The sequence below is a fragment of the Streptomyces sp. PA03-1a genome (assembly GCF_033792805.1).
Taxonomy (GTDB): Bacteria; Actinomycetota; Actinomycetes; order Streptomycetales; family Streptomycetaceae; genus Actinacidiphila.
In genome coordinates, this window is record NZ_JARAVO010000123.1 from 1 (window position 1) to 26,606 (window position 26,606).

Consider the following 26,606-nt stretch of genomic DNA (forward strand, 5'->3'; position numbering starts at 1 on the left):
GGCGGGGGCGGTGGTGGAGGCGACGTTAACAACAGTGGATCCGGTGGCGGCGCCGGAGGCTTCGCTTGGTGCGTCCTTCCCGTCCAGCCGGGCACACCAGTCGCGGTGGACGTCGGCACGGGAGGCTCGGGCGCACCCCCGTCCTTCCCCGGCGATCTGGGCACACCCAGCACGGTGGACAACGGCCTCGGCGACGTCGTGACTGCCAACGGCGGCGTATTCGGGTCACACCTCAACGGTGGCGCTGGCGGCACGGCCTTCTGTCCTGGCCAGGGCACAGTCCGACAAGGCGCCAACGGCGGAGACGGCTCGGGCGTCGCCCCGGGTGGGCCCGGTGCCCAGGGAGGCCGTCCGGCAGTGGACGGCATCATCCAGCCGGCGCCGCCGGGTGCAGGCATCGGCGGCTCAGGCGGCGCACGCGGCGTCGGCCCGGACGCCGGCGGCGAGAACGGCGGCCCCGGATACGTCGTCATCTGGTGGTAGCCGCTGCACTTCGGCCGACACGCGCCACGGCGCAGCACAGCGGCCCGGAACCCCACCGAGGGGAGCCGGGCCGCTGTGCTGCATCACCGCTTGACGCGCGCGCCCGCGGACCGCGAGGACACCGAGGGCCAGGAGCATCGGCTCGCATAGCCGCGAGGCCATCTCGATTTCCGCGCCCTCGGCGCCGCCACCTACTCGGCCACGCTCAACTACTCCGTCGCCTTTGGCGCTCCCGATAGGGTCTGGCCCCTGCCACCTGCCGGAATCCGAGGAAGGGACGCCGTCTTGAGCCCAGCGAACGAGGACCGGGACAAAGCCGATCGCGGACGCACCACCTCGCGCGTGCGCGGCATGCTCATCGGGCTGGCCCTCGGCGAGACCACGGGGGCGGCACGCGGCACGCTGCCCGGCACGGGGCCGCTGCGCGCCGGCGTCTGCACCCAGTTGGCCTGCTTCACCGTCGAGGGCTCCATCCGCGCCCTGGTCCGCGGAAGCCACAAGGGCATCTGCCATCCCCCGTCCGTGCTCTGGCACGCGTACTGCCGCTGGGCCGCGATCCAGGGCATCGACCGCGACCGGCTGACCGAGCACTGGGGCACGTGGACGGGCGCGGGCTGGCCCTCCGGCTGGCTGGCCGGGATCCCCGTGCTGGCGGAGCGGCGCGGTGCGGCGCCGGCGACCGTCAAGGCGCTGTCCCGGCCGGAGCAGGGCACCGTGGACAAGCCCACGACGACCAGCCGCGGCTGGCACGCGCTCGGCCGCACCCTGCCCATCGCCGCCCTCGGCGAGCCGGCGGCGGTCAAGAGCTGGGACGCGCACGCCCGCGACGTCGCCGCGCTCACCCATGGGGACCCCGGCGCGCAGGCCGCCACGTCCCATGCGACGGTCCTGGCCCGGCACCTCCTGGCCGGGGAGGACATACGAGGCGCCCTCGAAGGCGGCCTGACGGCGCTGCGGGCCTCCGAGCGGGCCGCGGTCATCACCGATGACGAACACGCCCGTCTGCGGGCCGTGTTGGACGGGGTCGTCGCACACCCCGCCGACCCGGCCCGCCTCGCCCGGCTCGCCCCCGACGCCACCGCGCCCTCGGCGCTCCTGGGCGGCCTCTACGCCGCCGCGTCCTTCCCGGACCGCGCGGACCTCGTCGCGGCGCTGCGCTTCGCGGCCGCCTCGCCGGAGGGCGAGTCCGTCGCCACCGTGACCGGCGCCTTCCTCGGCGCGGCGCACGGCTTCGAGGCCTTCCCGGTGGACGTGGTGAGCCGCCACGAACTGGTGTGGGTCGTCGACACCCTGGCCCGCGACCTCGTCGCCGAGAACCTCGACGGCCCGAGCGGCAGCGAGTACGTACCGGGCTGGGACCCCCACTGGCGGGACCGCTACCCCGGCTGGTGACGGGGCCGCAGGCTTTCGTCCCAGGGCAGCGGCTCCGGCCGCCGGTACCACCACCAGTTCCGCCCGCCCGTGTCGCCGCCGGCCGCGATCTCCCGGGCGAGGAGGTGTTCCGGGTCCTCGACGGTGTGCGCCACGAACAGCCGGTCCAGCTCGGCCGGCGCGTTCCGGAGCGGTTCCGCGGCCTCCGACGGCAGCGCGGCTGCGGCTTCCGCGAGTTCGTCGCGGGCCTCAAGGCGCCAGCCGTAGAGGTCGGCCGGGCACCATCCCGCGGGCCGCCACCCGTCGGCCATCATCCGGACGAGCATCTCCCACGCCGCCAGGCGGTCGCCCGCACGCCACTCCCACTCCCCCGCCGGCCGCTCCCGGAAGGCGTCGGCGATGGGAGTGGCCACCTCCAGGTCCCAGACGGCTTCCGGGATGCGCATGACCCGAACGTGCGGCAGTGGGGCCACCGGCGCCTCCACCGCGGCCACGATGAATTCGCCCGGCTCGTCGGTGTCGCCCGCCCTGGCCCGCGCCACGGCTCCGTTCGGGGTCGCGACCCAGCAGGCACTGGGCCGGACGCCCTCCGCCGAGAAGAACACGGCCGTGCCCAGCAGCGCCGCGAGCTCGGCGGCCAGGGTGTGCTCGGCGGGCCGGTCCGCAGCGGCGGCCATGACGTAGATGTCCAGCGCGAGCGCCACGTCACCGAACCGCTCCCCGGTGGTGCACGACACCAGCGCCTCCCAGTTGCGCTCGATCACGCCGTCGGCGGCGATGTCGACCTCGCTCGTCGGCACGCCGAAGACCCGCGCCAGGGCAGCGGCCACCGCTTCGTCGCAGGGCCGGTCGACGAGGTGGAGGATGTACATCGGCCCGTCCTGTCTTAGGGGGAGGAAGTCCGCCGGGCACGCACCGAAGTGCGTGCCCGGCGGGCGGCCGTCAGCCGCCGGGGGTGGGGTCCGGCGCCGGGACCGTGCGCTGGTGCGGCAGCGTTATCGCGTCGGGCTGCTCCTGACGCAGCACCACGTTCCGCGTCGGGAAGGAGATCTCGATGCCCTCCTCCTGGTAGCGGCGGTGAAGGCGCTTGATGAACTCGTGCTTGATCCGGTACTGCTCCCCGTACTCCGACGTCCGCAGGATCACCGAGAAGTCGATCCGCGACTCGCCGAAGGTGTGGAAGCGGACGACCGTCTCGTGCTCGGGGATGCCGCCCTCGACGTGGGCCATGACCTCGCCCGCGACCTCGATGGTCACCCGCTCCACGTGCTCGAGGTCGTTGCCGTAGCCCACGCCCGCCTGGACGATGAGCGACATCTGCTGCTCGGGCTGGTGGAAGTTGGTGGCGATCGCGCTCGCGAGCTTGGCGTTGGGGATGATCACCAGGTTGTCCGACAGCTGGCGCACCACGGTGTTGCGCCAGTTGATGTCGACGACGTAGCCCTCCTCGCCGCTGCTGAGGCGTATGTAGTCCCCGGGCTGCACGGTCTTGGACGCAAGGATGTGGACGCCCGCGAAGAGGTTGGCGAGGGTGTCCTGCAGGGCCAGGGCGACGGCGAGACCGCCGACGCCGAGGGCGGTGATCAGGGGCGTGACGGAGATGCCCAGGGTCTGCAGCAGGACCAGGAAGCCCATCCCCAGCACGACGACACGGGTGATGTTGACGAAGATCGTCGCGGAGGCCGCGACCCCGGACCGGGCCAGCGCCAGCGACCGGACCGTCTCGGCGACCATGCGGCCCGCGGCGACCGTGGCCGCCAGGATCAGCACCGCCACGAGCACCTGGTTGACGGTCCGGTCGACGATGCGGGTCAGTGGCAGCGCCGCGGCGGCCACCCAGGCGCCCGACGCCAGCGCGGCCCACGGCACGACGGTGCGCAGGGCGGCGACGACGATGTCGTCACCGCCCCACCTCGTCGACCTGGCCCGCTCGCCCAGCCACTTCAGGGCCAGCCGCAGCAGCAGCCCCGCCAGGGCACCGGCGGCGATCGCGGCACCGGCGACGATCAGGTCGTGCAGCGTGAGGGCGCGGTTCACCGGTCGCCTCCCCACGTGCGTACGGATTCACGCACGGGGCGCGGGGGGTGGTGTGTCGTCACTGGTCGCCTCATCGTTCGGGGACGTTCGGGGGATGCTCGAGAGAGTCGCGCCGAACAGGCATTGTCCAGGCGCGAGGTGACACATCCTGCCGCAGCGGCGACGCCGTCCGCATACGGCCCCCACCCCGGCGGCCCGATCCCGCCAAGGTCGCCGCGGCCGGACGCGCCGCAGGCGGGTGCGCCGGTATCCTTCCTGGTCACGATGCCCATCGCCCTCCGGCGGTCGCGGCGTTCCCGGTGAGGACTCCCCCTTGGCACCACGCTTCGACACCGCCCGCTTCCACGTGGCCACCGGCCCCGCGGCGCTCTTCGCACGGGTGCGGCACGTGCTGCGCGAGCCCGTACGGCTCACCGCGCGCGGTCCGCACGTGACCGAGCGCCTGGAGCGCCGCGGAGCACCCGTCGAGGCGCTCCTCGCCTTCGACCCCGCGACCTGGGAGCTGGTCTCCGCGGAGGTGCGGACCGACACCGGGAGGTGGGTCAAGGCGACGTGGCGTGTCCGGGCGGCCGGACAGGACTGGTGGGCGGTGATCGGGTTCGGCGACACCCTGGTCACCGTCATCGACGTGGCGCCGCACCGCCGGGGGCTCGGGGACGACATCGTGCGCGAGGGCCCGCTCCACGCGCGCGTGGCGGCCGTCAACGAGGCCCTCATGGCGGAGGGGTGAGCAGACCGGACGCGGTCCGGCCCCACCCCCACACGGACGTGGGGGCGGGGCCGGGCGCGCCCGCTACCGGGTCACCCTGCCCGCGGGGGCCGGGGCGTACCCGGCGGGGCGGGCGGTGAAGGTGCCGCGGCCCTGCGTACGGCTGCGCAGGCGGGTCGCGTAGCCGAACAGTTCGGCCAGCGGCACCGTCGCCGTGACGACCGCCGTGCCGGAGCGCGTCGTCGAGCCCGTGACGCGGCCACGGCGAGCGGCGAGGTCGCCGAGGACGGTGCCCACGGCGGCGTCGGGGACGGTGACCGTGAGCTCGACGACCGGTTCGAGCAGGGCCATGACGCCGCTGCGCAGCGCCTCCCGCAGCCCGAGGCGGCCCGCGGTGCGGAAGGCCGTCTCGGAGGAGTCGCGGGAGTGCGTGGCGCCGTCGGTCAGGGTGACCCGCACGCCCGTGACGGGGTGGCCGCCGAGGGGGCCCTCGGCGAGGGCGTCCCGGCAGCCGGCCTCGACCGCGCGGACGAACTCCTTCGGCACCCGCCCGCCGACGACCGTCGAGACGAACGCGAACGCGGCCTCCCCGTACGGCTCGACGTCCAGGACGACGTGCGCGAACTGCCCCGCACCGCCCTCCTGTTTGACGTGCCGGAAGACCAGCCCCGACACGCCGCGCACGAGCGTCTCCCGGTAGGCGACCTGCGGCCGTCCGACGCGGACGTCCAGCCCCCGCTCTCGGCGGATCTTCTCCACCGCTACCTCCAGGTGCAGTTCGCCCATGCCGGACAGGACGGTCTGCCCCGTCTCGGGGTCGGTCCGCACGGCCAGCGAGGGGTCCTCCTCGGCCAGCCGGGCCAGGGCCACGGCCAGGCGGTCGGTGTCGGTGTTGCGGGCGGCCTCGACCGCGACGAAGACGACGGGCTCGGCCACGGACGGCGGTTCGAGGACCAGGGGTGCCCCCGGGGCGCACAGGGTCGCGCCCGCGGCGGCGGACTTGACCCCGACCACCGCGACGATGTCCCCGGCGACCGCGGCGTCGACGTCGACGTGCCGGTCGGCCTGCACCCGCAGGATCCGGCCGATCCGCTCGGTGCGTCCGGCGCGCGTGTCCAGCACGGCGTCCCCCTTCCTGATCGTCCCCTCGTACACCCGCAGGTAGGTCAGCCGCCCGGTGGCGGTGACGTTCACCTTGAACACCAGCGCCGCGAACGGCGCCGCAGGGTCGGCCGCCTGGCGCACCGCCGGGACGTCCAGCGGCGACGGCAGGTAGTCGACGACGGCCTCCAGGAGCGGTTCGATCCCGCGGTTGCGGTACGCCGAGCCGCACAGCACCACGACGCCGTCGCCCGACAGCGTCAGGTCGCGCAGCGCGGAGCGCAGCGTCGCCTCCGTCAGCACCGACCGTTCGCAGAACTCCTCGAACGCGGCCGCGTGCAGCTCCGCCACCGTCTCCTCCAGCACACGGCGGCGCCGCAGCGCCTCCTCGCGCAAGTCCTCCGGCACCGGGCCCTCGGCGTACGTGCCGTGGCCGTCGGCCCACACCAGGGCGCGCATGCGCAGCAGGTCCACGACGCCCGTGAAGCCGTCCTCACGCCCGATCGGCAGCTGGACGACGAGCGGCACGGTGTGCAGCCGCTCGCGCAGCGAACCGACGGCGGCGTCGAGGTCGGCGCCGGCGCGGTCCAGCTTGTTGACGAACGCGATCCGCGGCACGCCGTGCCGGTCGGCCCGCCGCCACACCGACTCGCTCTGCGGCTCCACGCCCGCGACGGCGTCGAAGACGGCGACCGCACCGTCCAGGACGCGCAGGGAGCGCTCCACCTCGTCGGAGAAGTCGACGTGGCCCGGGGTGTCGATCAGGTTGAGCCGGTGGCCGTCCCAGTCGCAGCTCACGGCGGCGGCGAAGATGGTGATGCCGCGGTCGCGCTCCTGCGGGTCGAAGTCGGTGACGGTCGTGCCGTCGTGTACCTCGCCGCGCTTGTGGGTGGCGCCGGTGAGGTAGAGGATCCGTTCGGTGACGGTGGTCTTGCCCGCGTCGACGTGGGCGAGGATGCCCAGGTTGCGGACGGCGGTCAGCGGATTGACGGTGCGCATGGCCCGGTGGCCTTTCGGGTGATCCGAACAGTGGGCGGCGCGATTCCCGCGATGCCCCCGTGTGCGGCAGGGCGTACCCGGCCGTCGGCCCCGGCTGCGCCGGTGCAGGGGGTCAGATGGTCGTCGCGGACTTCCGGTGCCGGCCGCGCAGCGGGCACCGGGCCTGCGAAGACACCAGGATCACCTCGTGGCGTGACGGGGGCACGACGGCTGCGGTGCGGCAACGCACGGCCGGGCTCCCTTCGTTCGTCACGGAGCGCGCCACGGTGTCGGGCGGCGCGCGATCAACGCGAGTGTAGTGAGCGGGACGCGACGGGGGCACCGGGTTTTTCCGGGGAGGCCTGAACCGTCCCCGCTGCCGCCGCATCGTCGCGCCCCCGACGGTTACCGGTGCCACGACATCGGCGCGTGCGGACCGTGAGCAGCGGTACGAGAGGGCGTGCGCGACCCGTGCACTCGGTCGAGGACCGGTACCGCCCGGCGACGGGTGCGGATCGAGCGGGCTTCACGCGCCCTGCGGAGTTGTGCCGCCACGGGCCGCGCGCTACCTGACGGAAGGCCATCAGGGCCCGCTGCGCGGGCCCCTCGGACGCAGGCTTCGCCCCCGCGCCACCGCCGTTGCGGCGGGCCCAGGACGGTCAGGCCCCCACCGCCACCGGCACCCGCACGCATGCTCCGTCCGGGTCCCGGCCCGGCGGAACCCTTCCCCCGGCTTCACCGCCACAGACGCGGGGAGCAGCGTGCCGGTACGACCACTCCGCACGGACACGGTCCGCAGCCTGGACGGCGTGCGCCGACCGGGAGCCACGCGGCCCGCGCCGCCGCCGTGACGGGCCAGGACGAACCGGAAAGGCCCACCTGCCGGTTGGGCCGCCTCATGCCGGGAGGCCGGCCCTCGGGAGTCACCCGGAGCTCAGCCGCTGGACGAACCGCAGGCGCCCGGCCAGGCGTAGCCGGGCAGCAGGTGCCGCCAGCGGGCCGGGACGGAGGGGCCGGCGAGGCGACAGAGCACGGCGGTGCGGTGGCGGACGTCCGGGTCCCAGAGGCGGATGGTGCCGTCATTGCCGGCGCTGGCCACGGTCGCGCCGTCGGGGCTGAAGGCGACGCTCCACGCGGCGCGGGTGTGCCCGGTGAGGGTGGCGGTCAGGCTCCGTGCCGCCGGGTCCCACAGCCGTACGGTGCGGTCGTTGCCGCTGCTGGCGAGGGTGCGGCCGTCGGGTGAGAAGGCGACGCCCCGGACGGACCCGGTGTGGCTGGTGAGGACCCCTGCGGCGCGGGCCCGCGGGACGTCCCACAGGCGGACGGTGCCGTCGTTGCCGCCGCTGGCGAGGGTCCGGCCGTCCGGGGCGAAGGCGACGCCGCGCACGGAACCGGTGTGACCGGTCAGGACGGCCGCGCGGCGCCCCGTCGCGGGATGCCACAGGCGGAGCGTCAGGTCGTCGCTGCCGCTGGCCAGCAGTCGGCCGTCGCGGCTGAAGGCGAGGCAGTTCACGAAGTCGGTGTGCCCGGTGAGGGTGGCCGCGCGGCGCCCGGTCGCGGTGTCCCACAGGCGCACCGTGCGGTCGGCGCCGCCGGTCGCGAGGGTGTGCCCGTCGGGGCTGAAGGCGAGCGCGAAGACGGCGCCGTCGTGGCCGCGCAATATGGCGCGGCTCCGCCGGGTCCGGGTGTCCCACAGCCGTACGGTGCGGTCGGCGCCCGCGGAGGCGAGCAGCCGGCCGTCGGGGCTGAAGGCGACGTCGTAGACGGGGCCGCTGTGCCCGGTGAGGGTGGACGCGGGGGCGTGGCGCGCCATGTCCCAGACCCGTACGGTGCCGTCGCCGCCGGCCGAGGCCAGGGTGCGCCCGTCGGGGGCGTAGGCGGCCTTCCACACCTCGGTGACGGGTGAGGCGCCCAGCGTGCTGCGGCTGAGGTCCCACAGGACGACGGTGCGGTCGAAGCCCGCGGTGGCGAGGAGGTCGCCGTGGGCGGCCACGGCGACGGACAGCACGTAGTCGGTGTGGCCGGTGAGGGTCTCGACGGGCAGGTGGGTGTGGACGTCCCAGCGGATGACGGTGCCGTCGCCGCCCGCGGAGACGACCGTGTGGCCGCCGGGCCCGAAGGCGAGCCCGTTCACGTCGTCGTCGTGCCCGGCGAGGGTGGTGGTGCGGCGCGGCGCGGCGACGTCCCGCAGGCGCACGGTGCGGTCGGCGCCGCCGCTGGCGAGGGTGCGTCCGTCCGGGCTGAAGGCGAGGGCGAGCACGTCGCCGCTGTGGTCGCGCAGCACGGTCGTGCTCCGGCGGGTCCGGGTGTCCCACAGGCGCACCGTGCGGTCGGCGCCCGCGGAGGCGAGCGTCCGGCCGCCGGGGCGGTAGGCCAGCGCGAGGACCTCGTCGGTGTGCCCGGTGAGGACGGCCTTCCGGCGTCCGGTCGCGGCGTCCCACAGCCGTACGGTGCCGTCGGCTCCGGCCGAGGCCAGCGTGCGGCCGTCGGGTGCGAATGCCACGGCGCGTACGGGTCCTTGATGTTCGGTCAGCACGGCGACCGTCCGGCGCTCCGGTACGGACCACAGCCGCAGGGTGCCGTCGGAGCTCGCCGAGGCGAGCAGCCGGCCGTCCGGCGAGAAGGCGACCGACCGGACGGGCCCGCGGTGGCCGGTGAGGACGCCCGCCGCGGTCCGTCCGGCGACGTCCCACAGCCGTACCGTCCGGTCGGAGCCCGCCGACGCCAGCAGCCGGCCGTCCGGGGAGAACACCACGGCGTTCACGGCGGCCGTGTGGCCGGTCAGCCGCCCGGCGAAGGCGTTGGCCTGCGTGCTGAGCAGGGCGCTGCGGGCCTCGGTGGTGGGGGCGGTGCGGTAGGCGGCCTCGGCCAGCAGCATCGCGGCCTCCGGCCGCCCGGCGGCCAGTTCGGCGGAGCGGGCGGCCATCGCCTGGGAGAGCGCCGTGGCGCGCTGCCGGTCGGCGCCGAGGCGCTGCTCGACGGCGACGCCGCCCGCCAGTACCGCCAGCACCAGCAGGACGGCGAGCACGACCAGCCCGGTCCGCTGCTGCCGGGCCCGGCGCCGTACGAGGGTGCGCCGCAGGTCCTCCTCGTGGGCGGCCGCGGCGAGGAAGTCCGCCTCCACGGGGCTGAGTTCGCCGTCGCGACGGCCGGGGCCCGCGGCCCACTCGCGGGCGGCGGCCAGTCGTGCGCCGCGGTGGAGCAGCGCGGGGTCGCGGCCCTCGCGTTCCCATTCGCGGGCGGCCGCGGCGAGTTGCTGGTGCAGCAGGAGGTCGGCGCGGGCGGCGTGGATCCAGGTGCGCAGGCGCGGCCAGGCCCGCAGCAGCGCCTCGTGGACGATCTCGACGTGGTCGGTGCCGACGGTCAGCAGGCGCGCGGCGACGAAGGAGTCGAGCGCGGTGCGGGCCGCGGCGGTGTCCGGCAGCCCGTCCAGCAGGTCGGCGGTGTCGCGGGGGCGCCGCGACTGCTCGTTGTCCTCGCCGACACGGACCAGCCGCAGCAGCATCCTGCGGGCGGCCAGTTGCTCGGCCGGGGACAGGGCGGTGAACAGCGCCTCGGCGGCGGTGGCGACGGAGCCGTGGATGCCGCCCGCTGCGAGGTAGCCCTGGACGGTCATGGTGCGGCTCGTGCGCTGCCGCCAGGTGGCCATCAGGGCGTGCGCGAGCAACGGCAGCGCGCCGGGGTCGCCGCCGGGCCGGACGGCACCCGCCGGGTGCCCCGGGGAGTCCGGCGACTCCGCAGCGCCCAGGTCCCGCAGCAGGACCTCCACCAGTCCCGGTTCGAGCTCGGTGCCCTCCTCGCGCGCCGGGCGCACGATGCATTCGCGCAGCTCGTCCGGGCTCATCGCGCCCAGCGCGAACAGCCCGTCGCTGATGACGGGGACCAGCGCGGGGTACTCCAGGCAGCGTCCGGTGACGTCGGCCCGGATCCCGAGGACGACGAGGGCGTCACCGGTCGCGGCGAGCCCGGTGAGGGCGGCGATGAAGGAGCGCCGCTCGGCCTCGTCCTCGCAGAGCGTGAACGTCTCCTCGAACTGGTCCACCACGACGACGCATCCTCCGCGCGGCGCGGCGACGAGGACGGCGGCACGCGCGGAGGGCGGCCCCTGTTCACCCGGGTCCTGCGGCGTTCCGCCCGCGGCAGGCTCCAGGGCCTGCTCCAGCGCGTGCCCGAGGGAGTCCAGGGGCCGCGCGGTGGGGGTGCAGAAGGCGACCGGCCACCGGCCGTACGGGCCGTCGGCCAGGGCGGGGAGCAGCCCGGCCCGCAGCAGCGAGGACTTCCCGGCCCCGGAGGGGGCGACCACGGCCAGCGGGCCCTGGCCGGCCCGTCGTCCGAGGCGTTCCACCAGGTCCGCGACGGCGCGTTCGCGGCCGAAGAAGCGCCCCGCGTCCTCGGTGCCGTAGGCGGACAGCCCGGGATAGGGGCAGGGCGACGCCTCGTCATCGGCCCCTGACAGCCGGGTACTTCGCGGCCCGGACTCGGGCGGCAGCAGGGCGAGCAGTGTCCCGCCGGCCTCCAGCGCCTCGTCGCAGCGCCGGGCGACGTCGGCGTTGACCGGCTTGCCGCCCGTCTCGATCTTGCTCAGGTACCCCTTGCTGTAGTGGGTGCGCCGGGCCAGCGCCGACAGCGACAGGCCGCGCTCCAGGCGCAGTTCGCGCAGTGCCGGGCCGAAGGGCTCGGTCGGCCTGTGTGGTGTCCGGTCCATCCCGTCCCCGCCGCGTACGGCGCGGAGGGCGCCGTCCCCTGTCCCCGGCCGCCTGACCGGCGTGCCCGTCGGAAGGTGAGGAGTGCGCGGGGCGGGGCGTGGTTCCCAGGGTCGCGGGCGAAGGGGTGCGCACGGTCGAGAAATGGCCACGGGCCGACGGGCCCCACCGCCCCCGTGAGCGGTGGGACCACGCCGGCCGTGGCGGACCGGGGTCGCTCAGATCGCGCCGCCCGGGGCGCCGCAGCTCGGCACACCGGACAGCCAGGCGTCGCCGCGCATGTAGATGTTGCTGATCCAGCCCTGGTACTCCGGCAGGTACGACCAGGCGTCGTTGGTGTAGCCCTCGGCCGTCACCGACTCCGCGTGCTTCTGGCAGGACACCGCGACGTTGGTCGGACCGGCGAGCCGGACCACCACGGCGGACCCGGTGGCCGGGTAGGCGTGGACCGCCACGCCGGTGCCCCATGTGCCGTACGGGCTCGCCCCGGCCGGCGTGGAGGTGCCCTTGCCGTCGCAGGCGGGGACCCCGGCCAGCCAGGCGTCGCCGCGCATGTAGATGTTGGTGACCCAGCCGCCGTACTGCGGCAGGTAGGACCAGGCGTCGTTGGTGTACCCCTCGGACGTCACGGTCTGCGCGTGCGTCTGGCAGCTCACGGCGACGCTCGTCGGGCCGGCCAGCCGGGCCACCGTGGTGCCGGTGGTCGTGGACGGTTCCGAGCGGACCGCCACGCCGGTGCCCCAGGTGCTGTAGGCGCCGCCCTGCGAGATGTCGCCGCCGCCCCCGGAACCGGTCTGCGGGTCGTAGGCGGAGCCGGTGCAGGCGGGCACCTCGGGCAGCCAGGCCGGCCCCCTCAGGTAGATGTTGCTGATCCAGCCGCCGCGGTTGGACAGGTACGTCCAGGCGTCGTTGGTGTAGCCCTCGGCGGTGACGGTCTCCCCGTGCTGCTGGCACGTGGCGTACACCAGGTCCGGCCCGGACAGCCGGGTCACCAGTGCCGCCGCCTTGTTGGGGTGCTGCCGTACGGCCACGTCGGTGCCCCAGGTGACCTGGAGGCTGCCGTCGTAGCCGGGCGGCTCCGTGAAGGGGCTGCCCTGCGGCATGCGCGCCACCCCGACCAGGCGGTTGTTGTCGATGCGCGCGTTGATGTCGATCACCCGGACGGGGTGCTGCGACTGGTACGCCTCCACGACGTAGCCGCCGCCGAGGTAGAGCATCACGTGGCTGATGCTGTCAACCGTGCCGCCGACCCCGGTGAACACGATGTCCCCCGGCTCCAGGTCGGAGACGGCCGGCTTGCCGCCCCCGCTGCCGTGCACCGCCTGGTAGGTGCGCCCGGCACTCTGGTACATCGACTTGGCGGTGCCGCCGCCGAGGATGTCCCACCCGACGGCCTTGTACCAGGCCCAGCGGACGAACCCCGAGCAGTCGAAGCCGCGGGTGTACGGGTCGTTCCAGGTCTCTTCCAGGTCGTGGATGTCGATGGTGCCGTAACTGGCGCCGGGCGCGGGGCCGTGCCCGCCGCCCCAGGTGTACAGCGTGCGGTTGCGCCACTCCTGGCAGGCCGCGTCCGCGGCCCGGTGCGCCTCGTCGGAGGCGATGCCCTGCAGGCTGCACCAGTTCTGCTCCCCGGTCCCGGCCGCGCGGGCGGCGGCGGCCGGGACGAGCGCGAGGAGCAGGGCGGTCACCACGGCGGCGACCAGCCCGCCTCCCCAGCGTCGTGCTCTCATGCGGTCTTCCCCCAAAGACGGGGCGGCGCCCGGCGCCGCCCTCGGTCGCGTGTCGGCCCTCACGGTGACCCCTGACGGACCGCCGGCACCAGGGGTTTCCCGTTTCCTCTTCGCCTCCCGGCCGGAGAACCCCTGGTGGGCGGGGTCGGCCGCGCCGGACCGGCCGGATCTCGGGGAGGCGCTGTCCGAACGCGCGGAGGGCGGTCGGGCCGTACAACCGCGTATGCGGTCGCGTTCAGCCGGGTTGGAAGAACGCGAGCATCTTCTTGCCGGCGTCCGGCGACATCAGCAGTTCCTGGATGTCCGCGGACATCCGGGCGGCAGCGCCGGTGCGTTCGAACATCTCGCGCTCGTACTCCCTGACGGCGGCGGGGAAGTCGTCCGGGTGCGCGGCCAGCGCGAGACCGAGCAGGGCGCCGTCGAGCAGCGCCATGTTGGCGCCCTCCCCCACCGGCGGCATCAGGTGCGCGGCATCGCCGACCAGCGTGACGTCCGGCGTCGACGGCCAGGTCAGGCCGACCGGGAGGGTGCTGATCGACCTCGGGACGACCGTGTCGTCGCAGGCCGCGATCAGCGCGGTGAACCGCGGGTCCCAGCCGGGGAGCAGGTCGATCAGCCGCGCCCGCGCGGCGGCCGGGTCGTCGAACGGGATCCCGCTGGTGGCGAACCAGTCCTCGGGGGTGTTGTAGAAACTGAGGCCGATGCGGACGCGGCCGTCGCCGTTGCGCTGCGCCGCCAGGGACAGTCCGTTGCCGAGCACCCAGTAGTTGCCGCGCCCGACCATCGCCGCGAGGTCGGGGTGCGTGCGGTCGATGTCGGGGATGCCGACCTCGACGACGTTCTGGCCTATGTGCGCCGGGCGGGCGTCGGTGAGCAGCGGGCGGACGCGGGACTGCGCGCCGTCCGCGCCGACCAGCAGGTCATACGTCGCGCTGCTGCCGTCGGCGAAGTGCAGCAGGCCGTTGTCGGCGGACGTGAACGCGTGCCCCCAGCGCACCACGTCGTCGGGGAGGGAATCCAGCAGCAGGTCGCGCAGATCGGCGCGGTCGACCTCGGGTCGCGCGAGCGGGGCGTCGTCGGGCGTGTCCTCCTGGAGCAGCAGGGTGCCGTCCGGCTCGAGAAGACGCATGTCCTGGCCTTCACCACGGGCGATCGCGTGGAACCGGTCGATCAGACCGGCCTCGCGCAGCGCCCGCTGGCCGGAGTGGATGTCGAGTATGCCGCCCTGACCGCGCGCACCGCGTGACGACTCTCGTTCGTACACGACGCAATCCATGCCGTTCACGTGCAGCACACGGGCGAGAGCCAGGCCGCCGAGGCCGGCTCCGACGATGGCGATGGTCATGGCCGCTTCTCCTTCGATACACCGTACTGACCGATACACTGTATCGGTCCGAGGCGATGTATGGTGAGCGGCATGTTGGTGTGGGAGAGGCCGGAGCCACCGAATCGACCTGTGCCGGCCCCGTTGAGCCGGGAGCGGATCGTGCGGGCGGCGATCCAACTGGCCGACGCGGAGGGCCTGGACGCGGTGTCGCTGCGCAAGGTCGCCACCGCACTGGACGTCCGTCCGATGCGGCTGTACGGCTACATCGCGAGCAAGGAGGAGTTGCTCGACCTCATGGTCGACGCCGTCCACGCCGAGATCCGGCCGGCCGGGGACGGCTGGCGGGAGGTGCTCCGGTCCCTTGCCGAAGCCACCCGGCACGCCGCCCACGAGCACGAATGGCTCGCCGACCTCCTGGGTGGCCGACCCCAGCTCGGGCCGCACGCGCTGGCCAGTGGGGAGACCGTGGTGGCCGCACTGGGCGGGGTCGACGTGGACGCCGTCATGCCGGTGGTCGCCGCGGTCAACGCGTACGCGATCGGCGCGGTGCGCCGTGAGGTCGCCGAGCGGCGCGCGGAGCGGGCCACCGGGATGGACGAGGCGCGTTGGCAGGCCTCACTCGGGCCCTATCTGGAGCGGACCTTCGCCACCGGCCGATTCCCCGCGCTGGCCACGGTGGTGCGCGATGCCGCCCACCTGGACGCCGACCACACCTTCCGAATCGGCCTCGACTTCCTGCTCGACGGCATTGAGGCCCGCATGTCGAAGTGACGCGCGGCCGAAGCGGGTCCACGCAGGGCGTGGGTTCGCGTGCGGGTCGTGTGCACGAAGTCCTCCGGGAATGGGGTGGATTGCCCGCGCCGGGGAGCCGCCGCCCGCGTCACGGCGGGCACTTGTCTTGATCTCGCCGTGCCACTCCCGGGCGACCCGGCCGCCACCGCCCAGGGGTTTCCGGGCGGTTTCCCGTTGCCCGCGCGACAGGCGACCTGTGGTTGCATTCCCGGGTGGACGAGGCGACGGCAGGTGCGGCGATCCGGGTCCGGCGGCGGGAGGAGGGCGACCTCGACGCGTGCGTGCGGGTGCTCGCCGCGGTCCACGACCGGGACGGCTACCCGGTCGACTGGCCCGCCGCACCGGCCGCGTGGATCTCCGGGGCGGCATCCCTCGCCGCGTGGGTCGCCGAGTCGGACGGTGTCGTCGTGGGTCACGTCGGCCTCGGGGCGGGCAGCGGGAGCGACGCCGCGCCGGGGCTGTGGAGCGCGCGCGAGGGCGTGGCCGCCGGACCGGCCGCGGTCGTGGGCCGGCTGTTCGTCGCGCCGGGGGCCCGCGGCCACGGCATCGGGGCCCTGCTGATGGCCGCGGCCGTCGAGGAGGCGCGGCTGCGCGGACTGCACCCGGTGCTCGACGTCGTCGCGTCGGACACGGCCGCGGCCGCCCTGTACGAGCGGCTGGGATGGACGCTGCTGGCCACCGTCGAGCAGCGGTGGGGCCCGGACCGGCGGGTGGCCGTCCGCGCCTACGCCGCGCCGCGACCGGGCGGCTGACCGGCGCCTGCGGCGCGTCCGCCGCGGTTCAGCGGCGGACGCGGACGCCGTCGAGGGCGACGGAGAGGATGCGGTCGCGCTGGGCGTCGTCCGCGAAGTGCGTCGCGGAGATGCCGGAGACCATGCGGAGCAGGTCGTCGAAGGAGATGTCGGCGCGTGCCTCGCCGGCCTGCTGGGCGCGGTCGAAGAGCGGGCCGCCGGCCTGGAACATGGAGTCGCGGCAGGCCAGGAAGACGTCGGACTCGTTGTTGAGGGCCTCGCGGATGGCGCGCTTGGTCACGGTGTAGTCGACGAAGCGGCCCAGCCAGGAGGTGAGCGCCTCCCACGGCTCGCGGTCGGCGACCTCCTGGGCGACCCGGCACAGGTCGTTGACCTCGTCCGCGTAGACGGACTCGAAGAGGTGCCGCCGCGTGGGGAAGTTCCGGTAGAGGGTGGCGATGCCCACGCCCGCGCGACGGGCGATGTCCTCCAGCGAGGCCTCGGCGCCGTTCTCGGCGAAGGCCTCGCGGGCGGCCGCGAGCAGGGCGTCGTAGTTGCGCGCCGCGTCCCTGCGGTGCGGGCGCTGGGACGCGACGATCGCGCTGACGGGGAACGTGTCGGCCGTCACTGCTGCCTCCTGACCGGAAGTTTGAAGTGGAGGGTAGCCTCCGCTACAGTGGAGGCATACCTCCACTTTACCAGTCGGGGTGTCGTTCCCGTCGCCGCGTGCCCGGCACGCGGCGGTCAGGCGTACGCGCCCCGGCGTGACCCCTTCCACGGGCCCTGCGTCGGCGCATCGCCCGTCCCCCGACTGTTCCCAGGCTTTCCCCGGCGGCCGCCGCGCCCGGTCGCCGTCCCCAGGCTGCCCACGCGGCCCGTACGACCACGGCCGGACGGTCCCGGCCACGCCCCCGTTCGGAATCGGAGAGGCTTTCCATGCCACGCAAGTCCACCCGCCTCACCTTCGCGGTCCTCGCGACCGGTGCGGGCGTGTTCTCCATGCTCCAGTCGCTGATCGCGCCGGCCCTGCCGACCGTCCAGCACGCCCTGCACACCTCGCAGTCCACCGCGACCTGGGTGATGACGGCCTACCTGCTGTCGGCCTCGGTCTTCACCCCCATCCTCGGCCGGGTCGGCGACCTGGTCGGCAAGAAGCGCACCCTCGTCGCCGTCCTGGTGGTCCTGACGCTCGGCTGCCTGCTCGCCGCGCTCGCGCCGTCCATCGGCGTACTGATCATCGCCCGCGTCATCCAGGGCATCGGCGGCGCACTGTTCCCGCTGTCCTTCGGGATCATCCGGGACGAGTTCACCGCGAGCGAGGTGGGCCCGAGCATCAGCAACCTGTCCGCCGTCATCGCCGCGGGCGGCGGCGTCGGCATCGTGGCGGCCGGCCCGATCGTCTCGGCGCTCGACTACCGCTGGCTGTTCTGGCTGCCCGTCGGCGTCGTCGCGATCACCGCGCTGATCGCCTTCCGTTACGTGCCCGAGTCCCCGAGCCGGGCCGAGGGACGCGTCAACTGGCTCGGCGCCGTCCTCCTGTCGGGCTGGCTCGTGGCCCTGCTGCTGCCGCTCAGCCAGGCCACCCAATGGGGCTGGACCTCCGGCCGCGCCCTCGTCCTGTTCGCCGCCGCGGTCGTCCTGTTCGCCCTGTGGCTGACGGCCGAGGCCCGTTCCCGCCACCCCCTGATCGACCTGCGCATCATGCGGCTGCGCGCCGTGTGGACCACCAACGCCGCTGGTCTCCTCTTCGGCGCGGGCATGTACTCGATCTGGTCCTTCCTCCCCGGCTTCGCCCAGACCCCGAGCGCCGCGGGATACGGCTTCGGCGCCAGCGTGACGGGGGCCGGGCTGCTGATGCTGCCGATGCTGGTGGCGATGTTCCTCTCCGGCGTCCTCAGCGGCCGCCTGGAGCCCGTGGTCGGCGCGAAGCGCCTGCTCACGGCGGGTGCCGCGCTGGGCGCGGTGGCCTGCGGCTTCCTCGCCGCCTGGCACGACCAGCAGTGGCAGGTGGCCTTCGCGGCCGGCGTCTTCGGCCTCGGCATCGGCCTCGCCTTCGCCTCGATGGCCAACCTGATCGTGCGCAGCGTCCCGGCCGAGCAGACCGGCGCCGCGAGCGGCATGAACGCCAACATCCGCACGATCGGCGGTTCCATCGGCGCCGCGGTCACCAGCGTGCTGGTCACCAGCCGGCTCCAGCCCTCCGGCCTGCCCTACGCCTCCGGCTACACCCACGCGTTCAGCCTGCTGTCGGTGCTCTGCCTGGCGGCGGCCCTGGCCGCGCTCCTCGTCCCGGTCCACCGCGCCACCGCCCGCCACGCCGCGGCCGCGACCGCGCCGGCCCCGGCGGAAGCCGAACCCGTGGCGTCCGGCGCCCGCGGCTGACGGACACCCTCGGGCGGGTGCGGCACCTCACGCAGGCCGCCGCACCCGCCCGCGGCCATTGCCGCCGCGGTCATCGACCGGTTCCGGTTCCCGGCCGCCTGATGGGCAACCCTCGCGGCGCTCCTCGCCCCGGCCCACCGCCCGTCACACCGCGGGCCGGGCCTCACCGGTCACGGCGGAAGCCGCACCCGCCTGCGGCCGCGATCACCAACCGGCCCCGATCTCCCGGCCCGCCGCAGGCAAGAGCGCGGACGCGCAACGCGCCCTACCCCGGCCACCGGCCCCCGGGTAGGGAGCCGGCCGTCACTCCCCCGGTTCGGACAGGTGCTCACGCCGCCACTTCGGGTGCCGCTCGTAAATCTCGACCCACTGGGACCAGGCCGGGTCGGCCAGCATGATGGCGAGGGCGTCCTCGGGGCTGCACCGCCCGGGGCCGAGCACCTGGCGGGTGATGACGACGGCGACCGGCGGACCCACCTCGGCGGCCAGCCGCTTCTGCAGACCCGCCATGCCCTCGCGGTCGTGGACGCCGCGGTACTCGGCGAGCCAGGGCGCCATCCACCAGGCCCGCAGGGCGGCGCCCTGCGGGGCGGCGTCGAACGTCGGGGCCAGGGCCGTGGTCAGGCGGCGGCCGTACGCGGTCGCGTCGCCGCCGAGCCGGGGGTACTCCGCCGCGAAGTGCCGCCACTCCACCTCCGGCACCAGGTCCCCGAGCGCGTCCGCGGTGACGGGGTGCAGCGCGTACCAGCCCTCGGCGTCGAGGAAGACGTCACGCAGCACCTCCGGCCGCAGCCGGCAGGACTCGGCGAGCAGCACCGCGTCGTACAGGTCCTTGCCCTGCGGATGCCTGTCGCTGACCAGCCACATCAGCTTCCACGCCAGCGACAGTTCCGGGGAGACCCCGAGCACCGCGGCCTGCGGGCCGTCCGCCGACAGGGCGGGGAGCGGGAAGCGCTCCGGCGGCGTGGGCAGCCGCTCGTTGAAGACGACGTCGAGCTGGACGATCCCGCCGGGCAGCCCGTCCGCCGTCCAGGGCAGGACGAGCCGGCGCCCGGGCACGCGGTCGTACGTCCAGATGTCCTCCGCGACCGCGTCCGCGGCGGAGATCCGTACCGGCCCGGACGCGGAGACGTGCCCGGCCGCGCGGGCGATGCCCTCGAACAGCCCGGTCGTGCGCGGCTCCTCGATCCGCCACTCCCGCGGAACGACGACGAAGTCCAGGTCGCCGGGCTCCCGCGCGGCGTCCCCGAACCAGGCGCGCAGCAGCCTGCTGCCGCGCAGCACCAGATGCTCCGCCCACGGCGAGTCCGCGACGGCCGCGAGCACGAGGTCCGTCGCCCGGCGGCGGGCCTCAAGCCAGCGCGCCTCCACCCCGGCGTCCGGGAAGTGCGGGTCGGCCGCACGGTACGCGTTGGGGTACTGCTGCAACGCCGGGTCGAACACCGGCCGCTGCACGGCCCGCGCGTCCTGGACGGCCCGCAGTGTCAACGGCACGCCCGCCCGCAACCGTTGCCGGTGGTCGAGCGGCGCCTGCGGCACCTCCGTGGCCGTCCAGTCGAAGCGCTTCCACGAACGGTCCATGGCGCGGCCCCCTCTTCTCCGGATTCCCGTCGCCGGGTCCAAGCCTCACGAACCGCCGCGTCCCCCCGCAACTCCGTTCCGCTCCGCGGCGCCGCCGTCCGGTTGCGCGGCGCAATGATCGGTGACGTCGCGCCGCGAGCCGAGTACCGTACGCGCAATGCGGATCCTGCATCTCTCCGACACCCATCTCGATCGCTTCGGTGCGCCGAGGGCGGGTGGTGTCAACGCGAGGGAGTCGCTGCGCGGTCTGCTGAACGACCTGGAGCCGGTCGCGGACATCGACGTCATCGTCATCAGCGGCGACATCGCCGACGACGGGTCGCTGGACGCGTACATCTCCGTGCGCGACATCGTCCGGGACTTCGCCCTGCGGCGGCGGGCGCCGGTGTTCTACAGCACCGGCAACCACGACGAGCGCCGCGCCTTCGCGCGGGCGCTGGGCAGCGGGCACCTGCGCCCCGAGGGCGGCAACCACGCCCGGGCGATGCTCACCTCGCCCGCCGGGGAGCGGGCGGCCGTGAGCCTGGTCGACGGCTTCCGCTTCATCACCCTGGACTCGCTCGTGCCGGGCATGGGGTACGGCCTGCTCGGCGGGGCCCAGCTCGACTGGCTGCGCGAGGTCCTGGCCACCCCGGCCCCCATGGGCAGTGTGCTGGTGCTGCACCATCCGCCGATCGCGCTCGACGTCGAGGTGCAGCACGCGCTGGGACTGCGGAACGCCGGCGAGCTGGCCGACGCGATCCGCGGTACGGACGTGCGGCTGATCCTGTGCGGCCACTTCCACCTCCAGCTGTCCGGGCACCTGGAGTCGGTGCCGGTGTGGGTGACCCCGGGGGTCGTCGGGCGGGTCGACCTCACCGCGCCGCCCGGTACCGAGCGCGCCGTCCGGGGGGCCTCGGCCACCCTGGTCCAGATCGGCGCCCACGGGGGGCCGTTGTTCCACACCCTCCACGCACGCGACCCGAGGGCGGGCGAGACGATCTACGAGCTCGACCGGGAGCAGCTCCGTACGATCATCGACCGGCTCGGGCCGAACGCCTGGACCGCACCCGGGAACTGACTCCCGGAGGACTCGGCCTCACCGCACGTCACGGCGCGAACACCCGCCGCGGCGAACGAAAGGGAAATCCCCGGGGAATTCGGTCCTGTTCGAGGACCCGGATCACGCCAACTTTGTTCGCAACAGCAAACGCTGACCCTCGCACGCCCCAGGGCCCCGCGGCACCCCGTGCCGCCGTCCGCCCGGTGACCGCGACGGCGGACCCCCGGTAACGCCGGAGCCGGGCCGTGGCCGGAATCCACCCGCCCCGACCGGCCCGCCGAGAGTTATTACCCACGGGTAGTAGCGTCGACTCCAGCGCGCAACACACAACTGGTCCGATCGACCGAACCTGCCCATGCACGGTGAAACGCCGGGAAGACCAACGGAGTTGTTGTCCGATGCCAGTCTTACAAGCACCCACGGACGAGCGCGCCACCCACCGCGGCGGCGACGCCGCGGTGACCTGGACCGCCCGCCTGCGGACGGTCGAACAGGACCCCTTCTTCTTCGACCACCCCCTCGACCACCTGCCCGCGGCCCTGCTGATCGACGGGGCCACCGAACTCGTCGAGCGCATCGCCGGGGCGGACGCGGACTCCCGTCCCGCCTGGCGGGTCCACGCACTGGAGCTGGAGTTCGGCCGCTTCACCGAGAAGCACCTCCCCGTGGAGATCACCGCACGTGCCCTGCCCGGGACGCCCGGCGGGTGGCGCGTCCACTGCCTGCAGCAGGACCGCGCGGTCTGCGACGGACGGATCCACGCGGTGGCCGTCCCGGCCCCGGGGAGCCCGGGCGCCGTGGGACTGCCCGGACCGCGGGCCGGCGAGGACCGGGGGCCGCGCCGGGACACCATGGTCGCCCCCGAACTGGTCCACCGCCACCGGCCCGAGAACGTCCTGCTCGCCGGCTACCGCAACCACGGCCCCGGCGGCTACAGCGCCGAGTTGCTCTCCCCGCCCCGCGGTCACCATCTGCGCGCCCGCTCCCGCGGAACCGGCGTGGAGCTGCGATCGCTGACCGAACTCACCGAGGCGGCACGGCAGTTCGTGACGCTGCTGGGCCACCAGTCACGCCGGGTGGACTTCGACCGCCGCTACGTCGTGGCCTCGCTGCGCGCCGCCACCGCCCGTCCCGTACGCCGCGCCGAGCGGGTCCGGCTGTGGACGGACTCCCTGCCCCCGGTCTGCGGCGGTGACGTCCGCGTCCGGTTCAGCGCGAGCGGCGGTCCGGTCGGCGAGGCCCGCTTCAGCGGGTACGCGATGTCCCCCGCCGCGTACCGCAGGCTGCGCGGCGCCTCCGCGGGAGGCACCCGGTGACCCCGGATGCCGGGACGGGCACCCGCCCGGCACCCCCGCCGCGGCACGAGCGCCGCCCCCGCCTAGAGAGTCTCTTCCCGCCCGCTCTGTTCGCCGCCGGACTGGTGGCCCTGGGCTGGGCCCTGATCCGGGAGGGCGGCCACTGGTCCGAGCCCCGGCACCGCGCCCAGGCCGTGGTGATCGGCCTCTACCTGCTGTGGACCCTCCTCGAACTGCGCGTCACCTTCCGTGCCGCCCCGCGGGCCGGCGGCGGCGACGACCGCGGCACCATGCAGTGGTACGGGGCGGCCCGCGGCGCAGTGGTGGCCGCCGCCCTCTTCGTGGCGCCCTGGTGGCAGGGCTGGGGGCCCGGCCAGTGGTTCGCGACGGCCGTGTTCGTCTGCGGTGCCGCGCTGCGCCTGGCCGCGATCCGCCGGCTCGGCCGCTTCTACTCGCACAAGGTGCGCACCCTCGGCGACCACGAGGTCGTGACCGACGGCCCCTACCGGGTGGTGCGCCACCCCGCCTACAGCGGCATGGTGCTGGCGCACGCGGGCTTCGTCGGGGTCCTGGCCAACCCGCTGAGCGTGGCCGCGTTCCTCGCGCTGCTGCTGCCCGCCGTCGTGCTGCGCATCCGCGCCGAGGAGCGGGCCTTGGCCGACCTGCGCGGGTACGCCGCGTACGCCCGGCACCGCAAGCGGCTGATCCCGGCGGTGTGGTGACCGTGACCGTGACCGACGACAGGGGCCGGCGCGCCCGCCGGCGTCCCAACGCCCTCGTCCCGCTGCTGGACGGGAAACGGATGACCGCCGACGACTGCGGGTACAAGTTCGCGCGGCTCGCCCGGATGCGCGAGGCCGGACTGACCGTGCCCGCCTTCTTCGTCCTGCCCGCGGACTGGCACCGCGCCCTCACCCGGCCGCTGCGCCCGCGCATCGACGCCCTGCTGCGGTCGACGGACTTCGCCGACCCCGCCTCCGTCCGGGCCGCGGCCGCCGGGATCCGCGAGCTGTACGCCGGCGCGCCCCTGCCGCCGGAGGCCGAACGGCGGCTGCTCGCCGCCTTCGACGAGGTGATCGGCCCCGGCGCGCCGGCCGCCGTACGGGCCTGCACCGTGGGAGTCCACGGGGAGGACTCCGCCGAGGACCCCTTCGCGGGGCTCAGCGACAGCTTCCTGCAGGTGCGCCGCGCCGCGCTCGTCGACCGGGTCCGGGCCTGCTGGGCCTCCGGGCACAACGCGGAGGCCCTGCTCTACCGGCACGCCCGCGGCCTGCCGGTGGACTCCGGCGGCACCGGCGGCGTCGCGGTCGCCGTCGGCGTCCAGCGGATGGTGCCGGCGGAACGCTCCTTCGTGATGTTCACCTGCGATCCGGGGACGGGCGCCGCCGACACCCTGATCGCCGCGGGCCTGGGCCTGGGCGAAGGCGTGGTGCAGGAGAAGGTCGGCGTCGACCACTACTTCCTGCGCGGCCCGGAGCAGCGGCTGGAGCGCGTCGTCGCCACCAAGCCCGAACGCCTCGTCCCCGACCCGCGGCGCCCCGACGCCGGACCGGTGCCGCAGCCCGTGCCGCCGGAACTGCGCGACGCCCCCGTCCTCGACGACCCGCTCGTACGGGAACTGGCGGCCCTCGGCCGCACCGTGCAGAAGCTCTTCGGCGGGCGGCCGCAGGACGTCGAGGGCGCCGTCACCGCCGACGGACGGGTGCACCTCGTCCAGTCCCGCCCGGTCGCGGTGGACCTGCGGCTTCGCCGGCTGTGGAGCAGCGCCAACGTCACCGAGAGCTTCCCCGGACCCACCACCGCGCTGACCTACTCCTTCGCGCAGCGGTTCTACCGCACGATCTTCCACGACCTGTACCGCAGGCTGGGCGTGCCGGCCCGGACCCTCCACGACGACGAGCCGTACCTCGAGCGCATGATCGGCCTGCACCGCAACCGGATCCACTACGACCTGGAGTCCTGGTACCGGCTGCACGGCCGGCTCGCCGTCTTCCCGTGGTTCCGCGCCTCGTGGGAGTCGATGATGGGCCTGGCCGAGGGCAGCGGCCCCGCCCCGGCGCCCGCATCCAGGACCACCGCGAGGTGTGGCGGCAGGCCGGCAACCACTGGGGCGTCACCCTCCTCAACGACTCCGTGCTCGGCGCCACCGCCGGCATCACCGGCCGGCTGCTCGCGCGCTGGGCGCCGCACGAGGGCCCCGGCCTCCTCAGCGACCTGCTCTGCGGCGACGAGTCCAACCGCAGCAGCGAGGCGGTGATGTCGCTGCTGCGGCTGGCCGGAGCCGTACGCCGGGACCCGCGGCTGTCCGCCGCCCTGCGCTCCGGCCCGGAGCCGGGCCCGGAGCTCTGGCGTGCCGTACGGGACGGCGCGTACGGGCGGGAAACACGGGCGGCCGCCCTGGAGCACCTCGACCGCTACGGCGACCGCGGCCTGCACGAACTGAAGATGGAACGGCCCAACCTCCGCAGCACCCCCTGGACGCTGCTGCGGATGGCCGGAGAGCACGCCGCCGGCGGCCTCGACGGGCCCGCCCTGCGCGCGGCCGAACTACGGGTGCGCGCCGCGGCCGAGGAACGGCTGGCCGCCGCGCTCGGCGCCCGCTCGCCCCGGCTGCGGCTGGTGCGCGCGCTGCTGACGGCCCTGCGCCGGGCCATCACCCACCGGGAGAACTCCCGTTACTTCCGCAGCGAGCTCTTCGGCTACAGCAAGGCGGTCTTCGCCTCGCTGGGCGAGGACCTGCACGCGCGCGGGGTGCTGCGCGACCCCGGCGACGTCGTCCACCTCACCCAGGACGAACTGTTCGGCTGGTACGACGGCAGCGGGGTCAGCGGCAACCTCCAGGCGCTCGCCGACGTCCGCCGCGCCGAGTACGAGGCCCCCGGGCCGGACCTGCCGCCGGGCTTCACCACCCTGGGCCCGGTCCGCGACCGGCTCCCCGGCGGCCCGGCGGCGACGACCGCCTCCGCCTCCGGCGGGCACGGCGACGGCGACGGCGACGGCGAACTCTCGGGGCTGGGCTCCAGCGGCGGGGTCGTCCGCGGCACCGCCCGCGTCGTCCTCGACCCGTTGCGGCCCGTCGAACCGTGCCCGGACATGATCCTGGTGGCCCGGGAGACCGACCCCGGCTGGCTCTTCCTCATGCTGGGCGCGCGCGGGCTGGTCGTGGAACGCGGCACGCTGCTCTCGCACACCGCCATCACCGGCCGCAAGTTCGCCATCCCCACGGTCGTCGCCGTCTCCGGTGCCACCACCGTCATCCCCGATGGCGCGCTCATCGAGATGGACGGCTCCACCGGGCGCGTCAAGATCCTCGCGCCCCCGCCGGACCGGGAGGGGGACCGATGAGGACGGCGACCGCGCTCGTCCGTTTCACCGTCCAGGTCTTCACCCCGTACGTGTACGTCCCCTACGCCACGCTGTGGGTGCTGTCGCTGGAGGCCGCCGCCGCGGCGGCGACCCGCACGCCCTGGCACCCCGGCGCCGGCACGGCGGTGCGCTGCGCCTCGGCCGTCCTGGTGCTCTTCTGGCTGCGGGTGGTCGACGAGCAGAAGGACCTCGACTACGACCGTGCGCACAACCCGGACCGCCCCCTGGTGCGGGGCACGGTCACCGTCGCCCAACTGCGGTCCGCGATGGGCGCCGTGGCGCTGCTCCTCGTCACGCTGAACGCGGCGCTGTCCCCGGTGTCGCTGCTCCCGCTCACCGCCTGCCTCGCGTACTCCTGGCTGCTGGTGGTGCTGGAGCGGTGGTCCCCCCGCCTCCGGGACGGCGTCCTGCTCAACCTCGCCGTCACCCACCCGGTGCAACTGCTGCTCAGCGTGTACGTCTACGTCTCCCTGACCGCCTCCACGCCCGTGCCGGCCCGCTGGCACGCGCTGCCGCTGCTGCTCGTCCCCGCCTGCGTCTTCCTGCACTTCGAGTTCGCCCGCAAGACCCGCTGGCGGTCCGAGCCCGGCTCCCGGACGTACTCGGGCGTCATCGGCCCGGTGCCCAGCGCCCTGACGGCGCTGGGCTGGGCGGTGCTCGCCACCGTGCTGGCCGCGGCCCTGCTGCGCGACCCCCGGGCACTGCTCCCCTGCGCCCTGCTCGCCCTGCCGGTCATGGCGGCGCTGCGCTTCCTGCGCCACCGCACGGCGGCCTGGCCGGTGCCCGCGGCGATGGCCTTCGTCGTCGGCTTCCTGTCCGCCCTGCTCACCTCGGCGTTGCTCATCCAGTCCGCGGCGCCCGGAGGCCCCCGATGACGACCCTTGGCGGCCGGCAACTCCGCCGCCACCGAGCGGAGTTGCCCTGCGTCCCGCCGGCCCTCCGGGGCTCGGCAGCGCCCGGCTGCCCCCGCCATCACAC

At 74.9% G+C, this 26,606-nt stretch carries 20 protein-coding genes and 2 pseudogenes; 12 read left to right on the forward strand and 10 right to left on the reverse strand.

Features of this window, described 5'->3' with window-relative positions; all coding sequences use genetic code 11:
- Positions 1-357: 357 nt before the first annotated feature.
- A complete protein-coding gene (locus PV341_RS25865) occupies positions 358-483 on the forward strand; it encodes a hypothetical protein (RefSeq protein ID WP_500339077.1) in 126 nt (41 codons plus the stop codon).
- A gap of 285 nt (positions 484-768) precedes the next feature.
- Positions 769-1,875 (forward strand): ADP-ribosylglycohydrolase family protein, encoded by a 1,107-nt coding sequence (locus PV341_RS25870; protein ID WP_500359083.1) that lies wholly within the window; start codon positions 769-771, stop codon positions 1,873-1,875.
- On the opposite strand, the gene PV341_RS25875 is transcribed toward PV341_RS25870, so the two are convergent.
- Both PV341_RS25875 and PV341_RS25880 read right to left on the reverse strand, forming a co-directional pair.
- Positions 1,860-2,726, reverse strand: a complete 867-nt coding sequence (locus tag PV341_RS25875) for a hypothetical protein (RefSeq protein ID WP_500359084.1) — start codon at positions 2,724-2,726, stop codon at positions 1,860-1,862. The two genes, PV341_RS25870 and PV341_RS25875, sit on opposite strands and share 16 nt — an antisense overlap.
- Positions 2,727-2,796: 70 nt before the next feature.
- Positions 2,797-3,891 carry a mechanosensitive ion channel family protein gene (locus tag PV341_RS25880; RefSeq protein ID WP_500339075.1) on the reverse strand — a complete coding sequence of 365 codons (1,095 nt, stop codon included), beginning with the start codon at positions 3,889-3,891 and terminating at the stop codon, positions 2,797-2,799.
- Positions 3,892-4,204: 313 nt separating this feature from the next.
- On the opposite strand from PV341_RS25880, the gene PV341_RS25885 reads away from it, so the two are divergent.
- Complete coding sequence (locus PV341_RS25885; protein WP_499515101.1) at positions 4,205-4,621, forward strand: hypothetical protein; 417 nt, start codon at positions 4,205-4,207, stop codon at positions 4,619-4,621.
- A gap of 63 nt (positions 4,622-4,684) precedes the next feature.
- On the opposite strand, the gene fusA is transcribed toward PV341_RS25885, so the two are convergent.
- From fusA to PV341_RS25915, 6 genes and pseudogenes are all read right to left on the reverse strand, one after another.
- Positions 4,685-6,700 (reverse strand): elongation factor G, encoded by a 2,016-nt coding sequence (fusA, locus tag PV341_RS25890; RefSeq protein WP_500359086.1) that lies wholly within the window; start codon positions 6,698-6,700, stop codon positions 4,685-4,687.
- Between the two features lie 913 nt (positions 6,701-7,613).
- The gene (locus tag PV341_RS25895) at positions 7,614-9,605 is read right to left on the reverse strand and encodes a WD40 repeat domain-containing protein (RefSeq protein ID WP_500359090.1); all 1,992 of its coding nucleotides are present in this window, start codon (positions 9,603-9,605) and stop codon (positions 7,614-7,616) included.
- Positions 9,606-9,899: 294 nt separating this feature from the next.
- Positions 9,900-11,198 (reverse strand): annotated as a pseudogene (locus PV341_RS25900) (nSTAND1 domain-containing NTPase); the annotation flags it as partial.
- Positions 11,178-11,384: pseudogene (locus PV341_RS25905) on the reverse strand (helix-turn-helix domain-containing protein); the annotation flags it as partial. The pseudogenes PV341_RS25905 and PV341_RS25900, both read right to left, overlap by 21 nt.
- 216 nt (positions 11,385-11,600) lie before the next feature.
- On the reverse strand, positions 11,601-13,112 hold the full coding sequence (locus tag PV341_RS25910) for an NlpC/P60 family protein (protein ID WP_500323759.1): 1,512 nt from the start codon (positions 13,110-13,112) through the stop codon (positions 11,601-11,603).
- A 235-nt stretch (positions 13,113-13,347) separates the two neighbouring features.
- Positions 13,348-14,457 (reverse strand): FAD-dependent oxidoreductase, encoded by a 1,110-nt coding sequence (locus tag PV341_RS25915; protein WP_500359087.1) that lies wholly within the window; start codon positions 14,455-14,457, stop codon positions 13,348-13,350.
- Positions 14,458-14,529: 72 nt separating this feature from the next.
- Here PV341_RS25915 and PV341_RS25920 point away from each other — a divergent pair, with 72 nt between their 5' ends.
- Together PV341_RS25920 and PV341_RS25925 are read left to right on the forward strand one after the other, a co-directional pair.
- A complete protein-coding gene (locus PV341_RS25920) occupies positions 14,530-15,210 on the forward strand; it encodes a TetR/AcrR family transcriptional regulator (protein ID WP_500323757.1) in 681 nt (226 codons plus the stop codon).
- A 233-nt stretch (positions 15,211-15,443) separates the two neighbouring features.
- Positions 15,444-15,983: a GNAT family N-acetyltransferase gene (locus tag PV341_RS25925; RefSeq protein WP_500359088.1), complete on the forward strand. Its 540-nt coding sequence runs from the start codon at positions 15,444-15,446 to the stop codon at positions 15,981-15,983.
- Positions 15,984-16,011: 28 nt separating this feature from the next.
- On the opposite strand, the gene PV341_RS25930 is transcribed toward PV341_RS25925, so the two are convergent.
- On the reverse strand, positions 16,012-16,590 hold the full coding sequence (locus tag PV341_RS25930) for a TetR/AcrR family transcriptional regulator (protein WP_499515095.1): 579 nt from the start codon (positions 16,588-16,590) through the stop codon (positions 16,012-16,014).
- A gap of 308 nt (positions 16,591-16,898) precedes the next feature.
- On the opposite strand from PV341_RS25930, the gene PV341_RS25935 reads away from it, so the two are divergent.
- Positions 16,899-18,344: an MFS transporter gene (locus PV341_RS25935; RefSeq protein ID WP_500323755.1), complete on the forward strand. Its 1,446-nt coding sequence runs from the start codon at positions 16,899-16,901 to the stop codon at positions 18,342-18,344.
- Positions 18,345-18,647: 303 nt separating this feature from the next.
- Here the strand turns inward: PV341_RS25935 and PV341_RS25940 are convergent, their stop codons facing one another.
- Positions 18,648-19,925, reverse strand: coding sequence for a nucleotidyl transferase AbiEii/AbiGii toxin family protein (locus tag PV341_RS25940; protein WP_500323754.1), 1,278 nt, complete (start codon positions 19,923-19,925; stop codon positions 18,648-18,650).
- Positions 19,926-20,082: 157 nt separating this feature from the next.
- Between PV341_RS25940 and PV341_RS25945 the strand changes: the two genes are divergently transcribed.
- The 6 genes from PV341_RS25945 to PV341_RS25970 all read left to right on the forward strand — a co-directional run bounded on the left by PV341_RS25945 (position 20,083) and on the right by PV341_RS25970 (position 26,503).
- Entirely contained in the window at positions 20,083-20,985 is a 903-nt protein-coding gene (locus tag PV341_RS25945; RefSeq protein ID WP_500323753.1) for a metallophosphoesterase family protein, read from the forward strand.
- A gap of 380 nt (positions 20,986-21,365) precedes the next feature.
- Complete coding sequence (locus PV341_RS25950) at positions 21,366-22,283, forward strand: AfsA-related hotdog domain-containing protein (RefSeq protein ID WP_500323752.1); 918 nt, start codon at positions 21,366-21,368, stop codon at positions 22,281-22,283.
- On the forward strand, positions 22,280-22,984 hold the full coding sequence (locus PV341_RS25955) for a methyltransferase family protein (protein ID WP_500323751.1): 705 nt from the start codon (positions 22,280-22,282) through the stop codon (positions 22,982-22,984). The genes PV341_RS25950 and PV341_RS25955 overlap by 4 nt, the downstream gene beginning before the upstream one ends.
- An 8-nt stretch (positions 22,985-22,992) precedes the next feature.
- Positions 22,993-24,519, forward strand: a complete 1,527-nt coding sequence (locus PV341_RS25960; RefSeq protein ID WP_500359089.1) for a PEP/pyruvate-binding domain-containing protein — start codon at positions 22,993-22,995, stop codon at positions 24,517-24,519.
- On the forward strand, positions 24,429-25,607 hold the full coding sequence (locus PV341_RS25965; RefSeq protein ID WP_500359091.1) for a PEP-utilizing enzyme: 1,179 nt from the start codon (positions 24,429-24,431) through the stop codon (positions 25,605-25,607). The genes PV341_RS25960 and PV341_RS25965 overlap by 91 nt, the downstream gene beginning before the upstream one ends.
- Positions 25,604-26,503: a UbiA prenyltransferase family protein gene (locus PV341_RS25970; protein WP_500323749.1), complete on the forward strand. Its 900-nt coding sequence runs from the start codon at positions 25,604-25,606 to the stop codon at positions 26,501-26,503. The genes PV341_RS25965 and PV341_RS25970 overlap by 4 nt, the downstream gene beginning before the upstream one ends.
- The last annotated feature ends 103 nt before the right edge of the window (positions 26,504-26,606 follow it).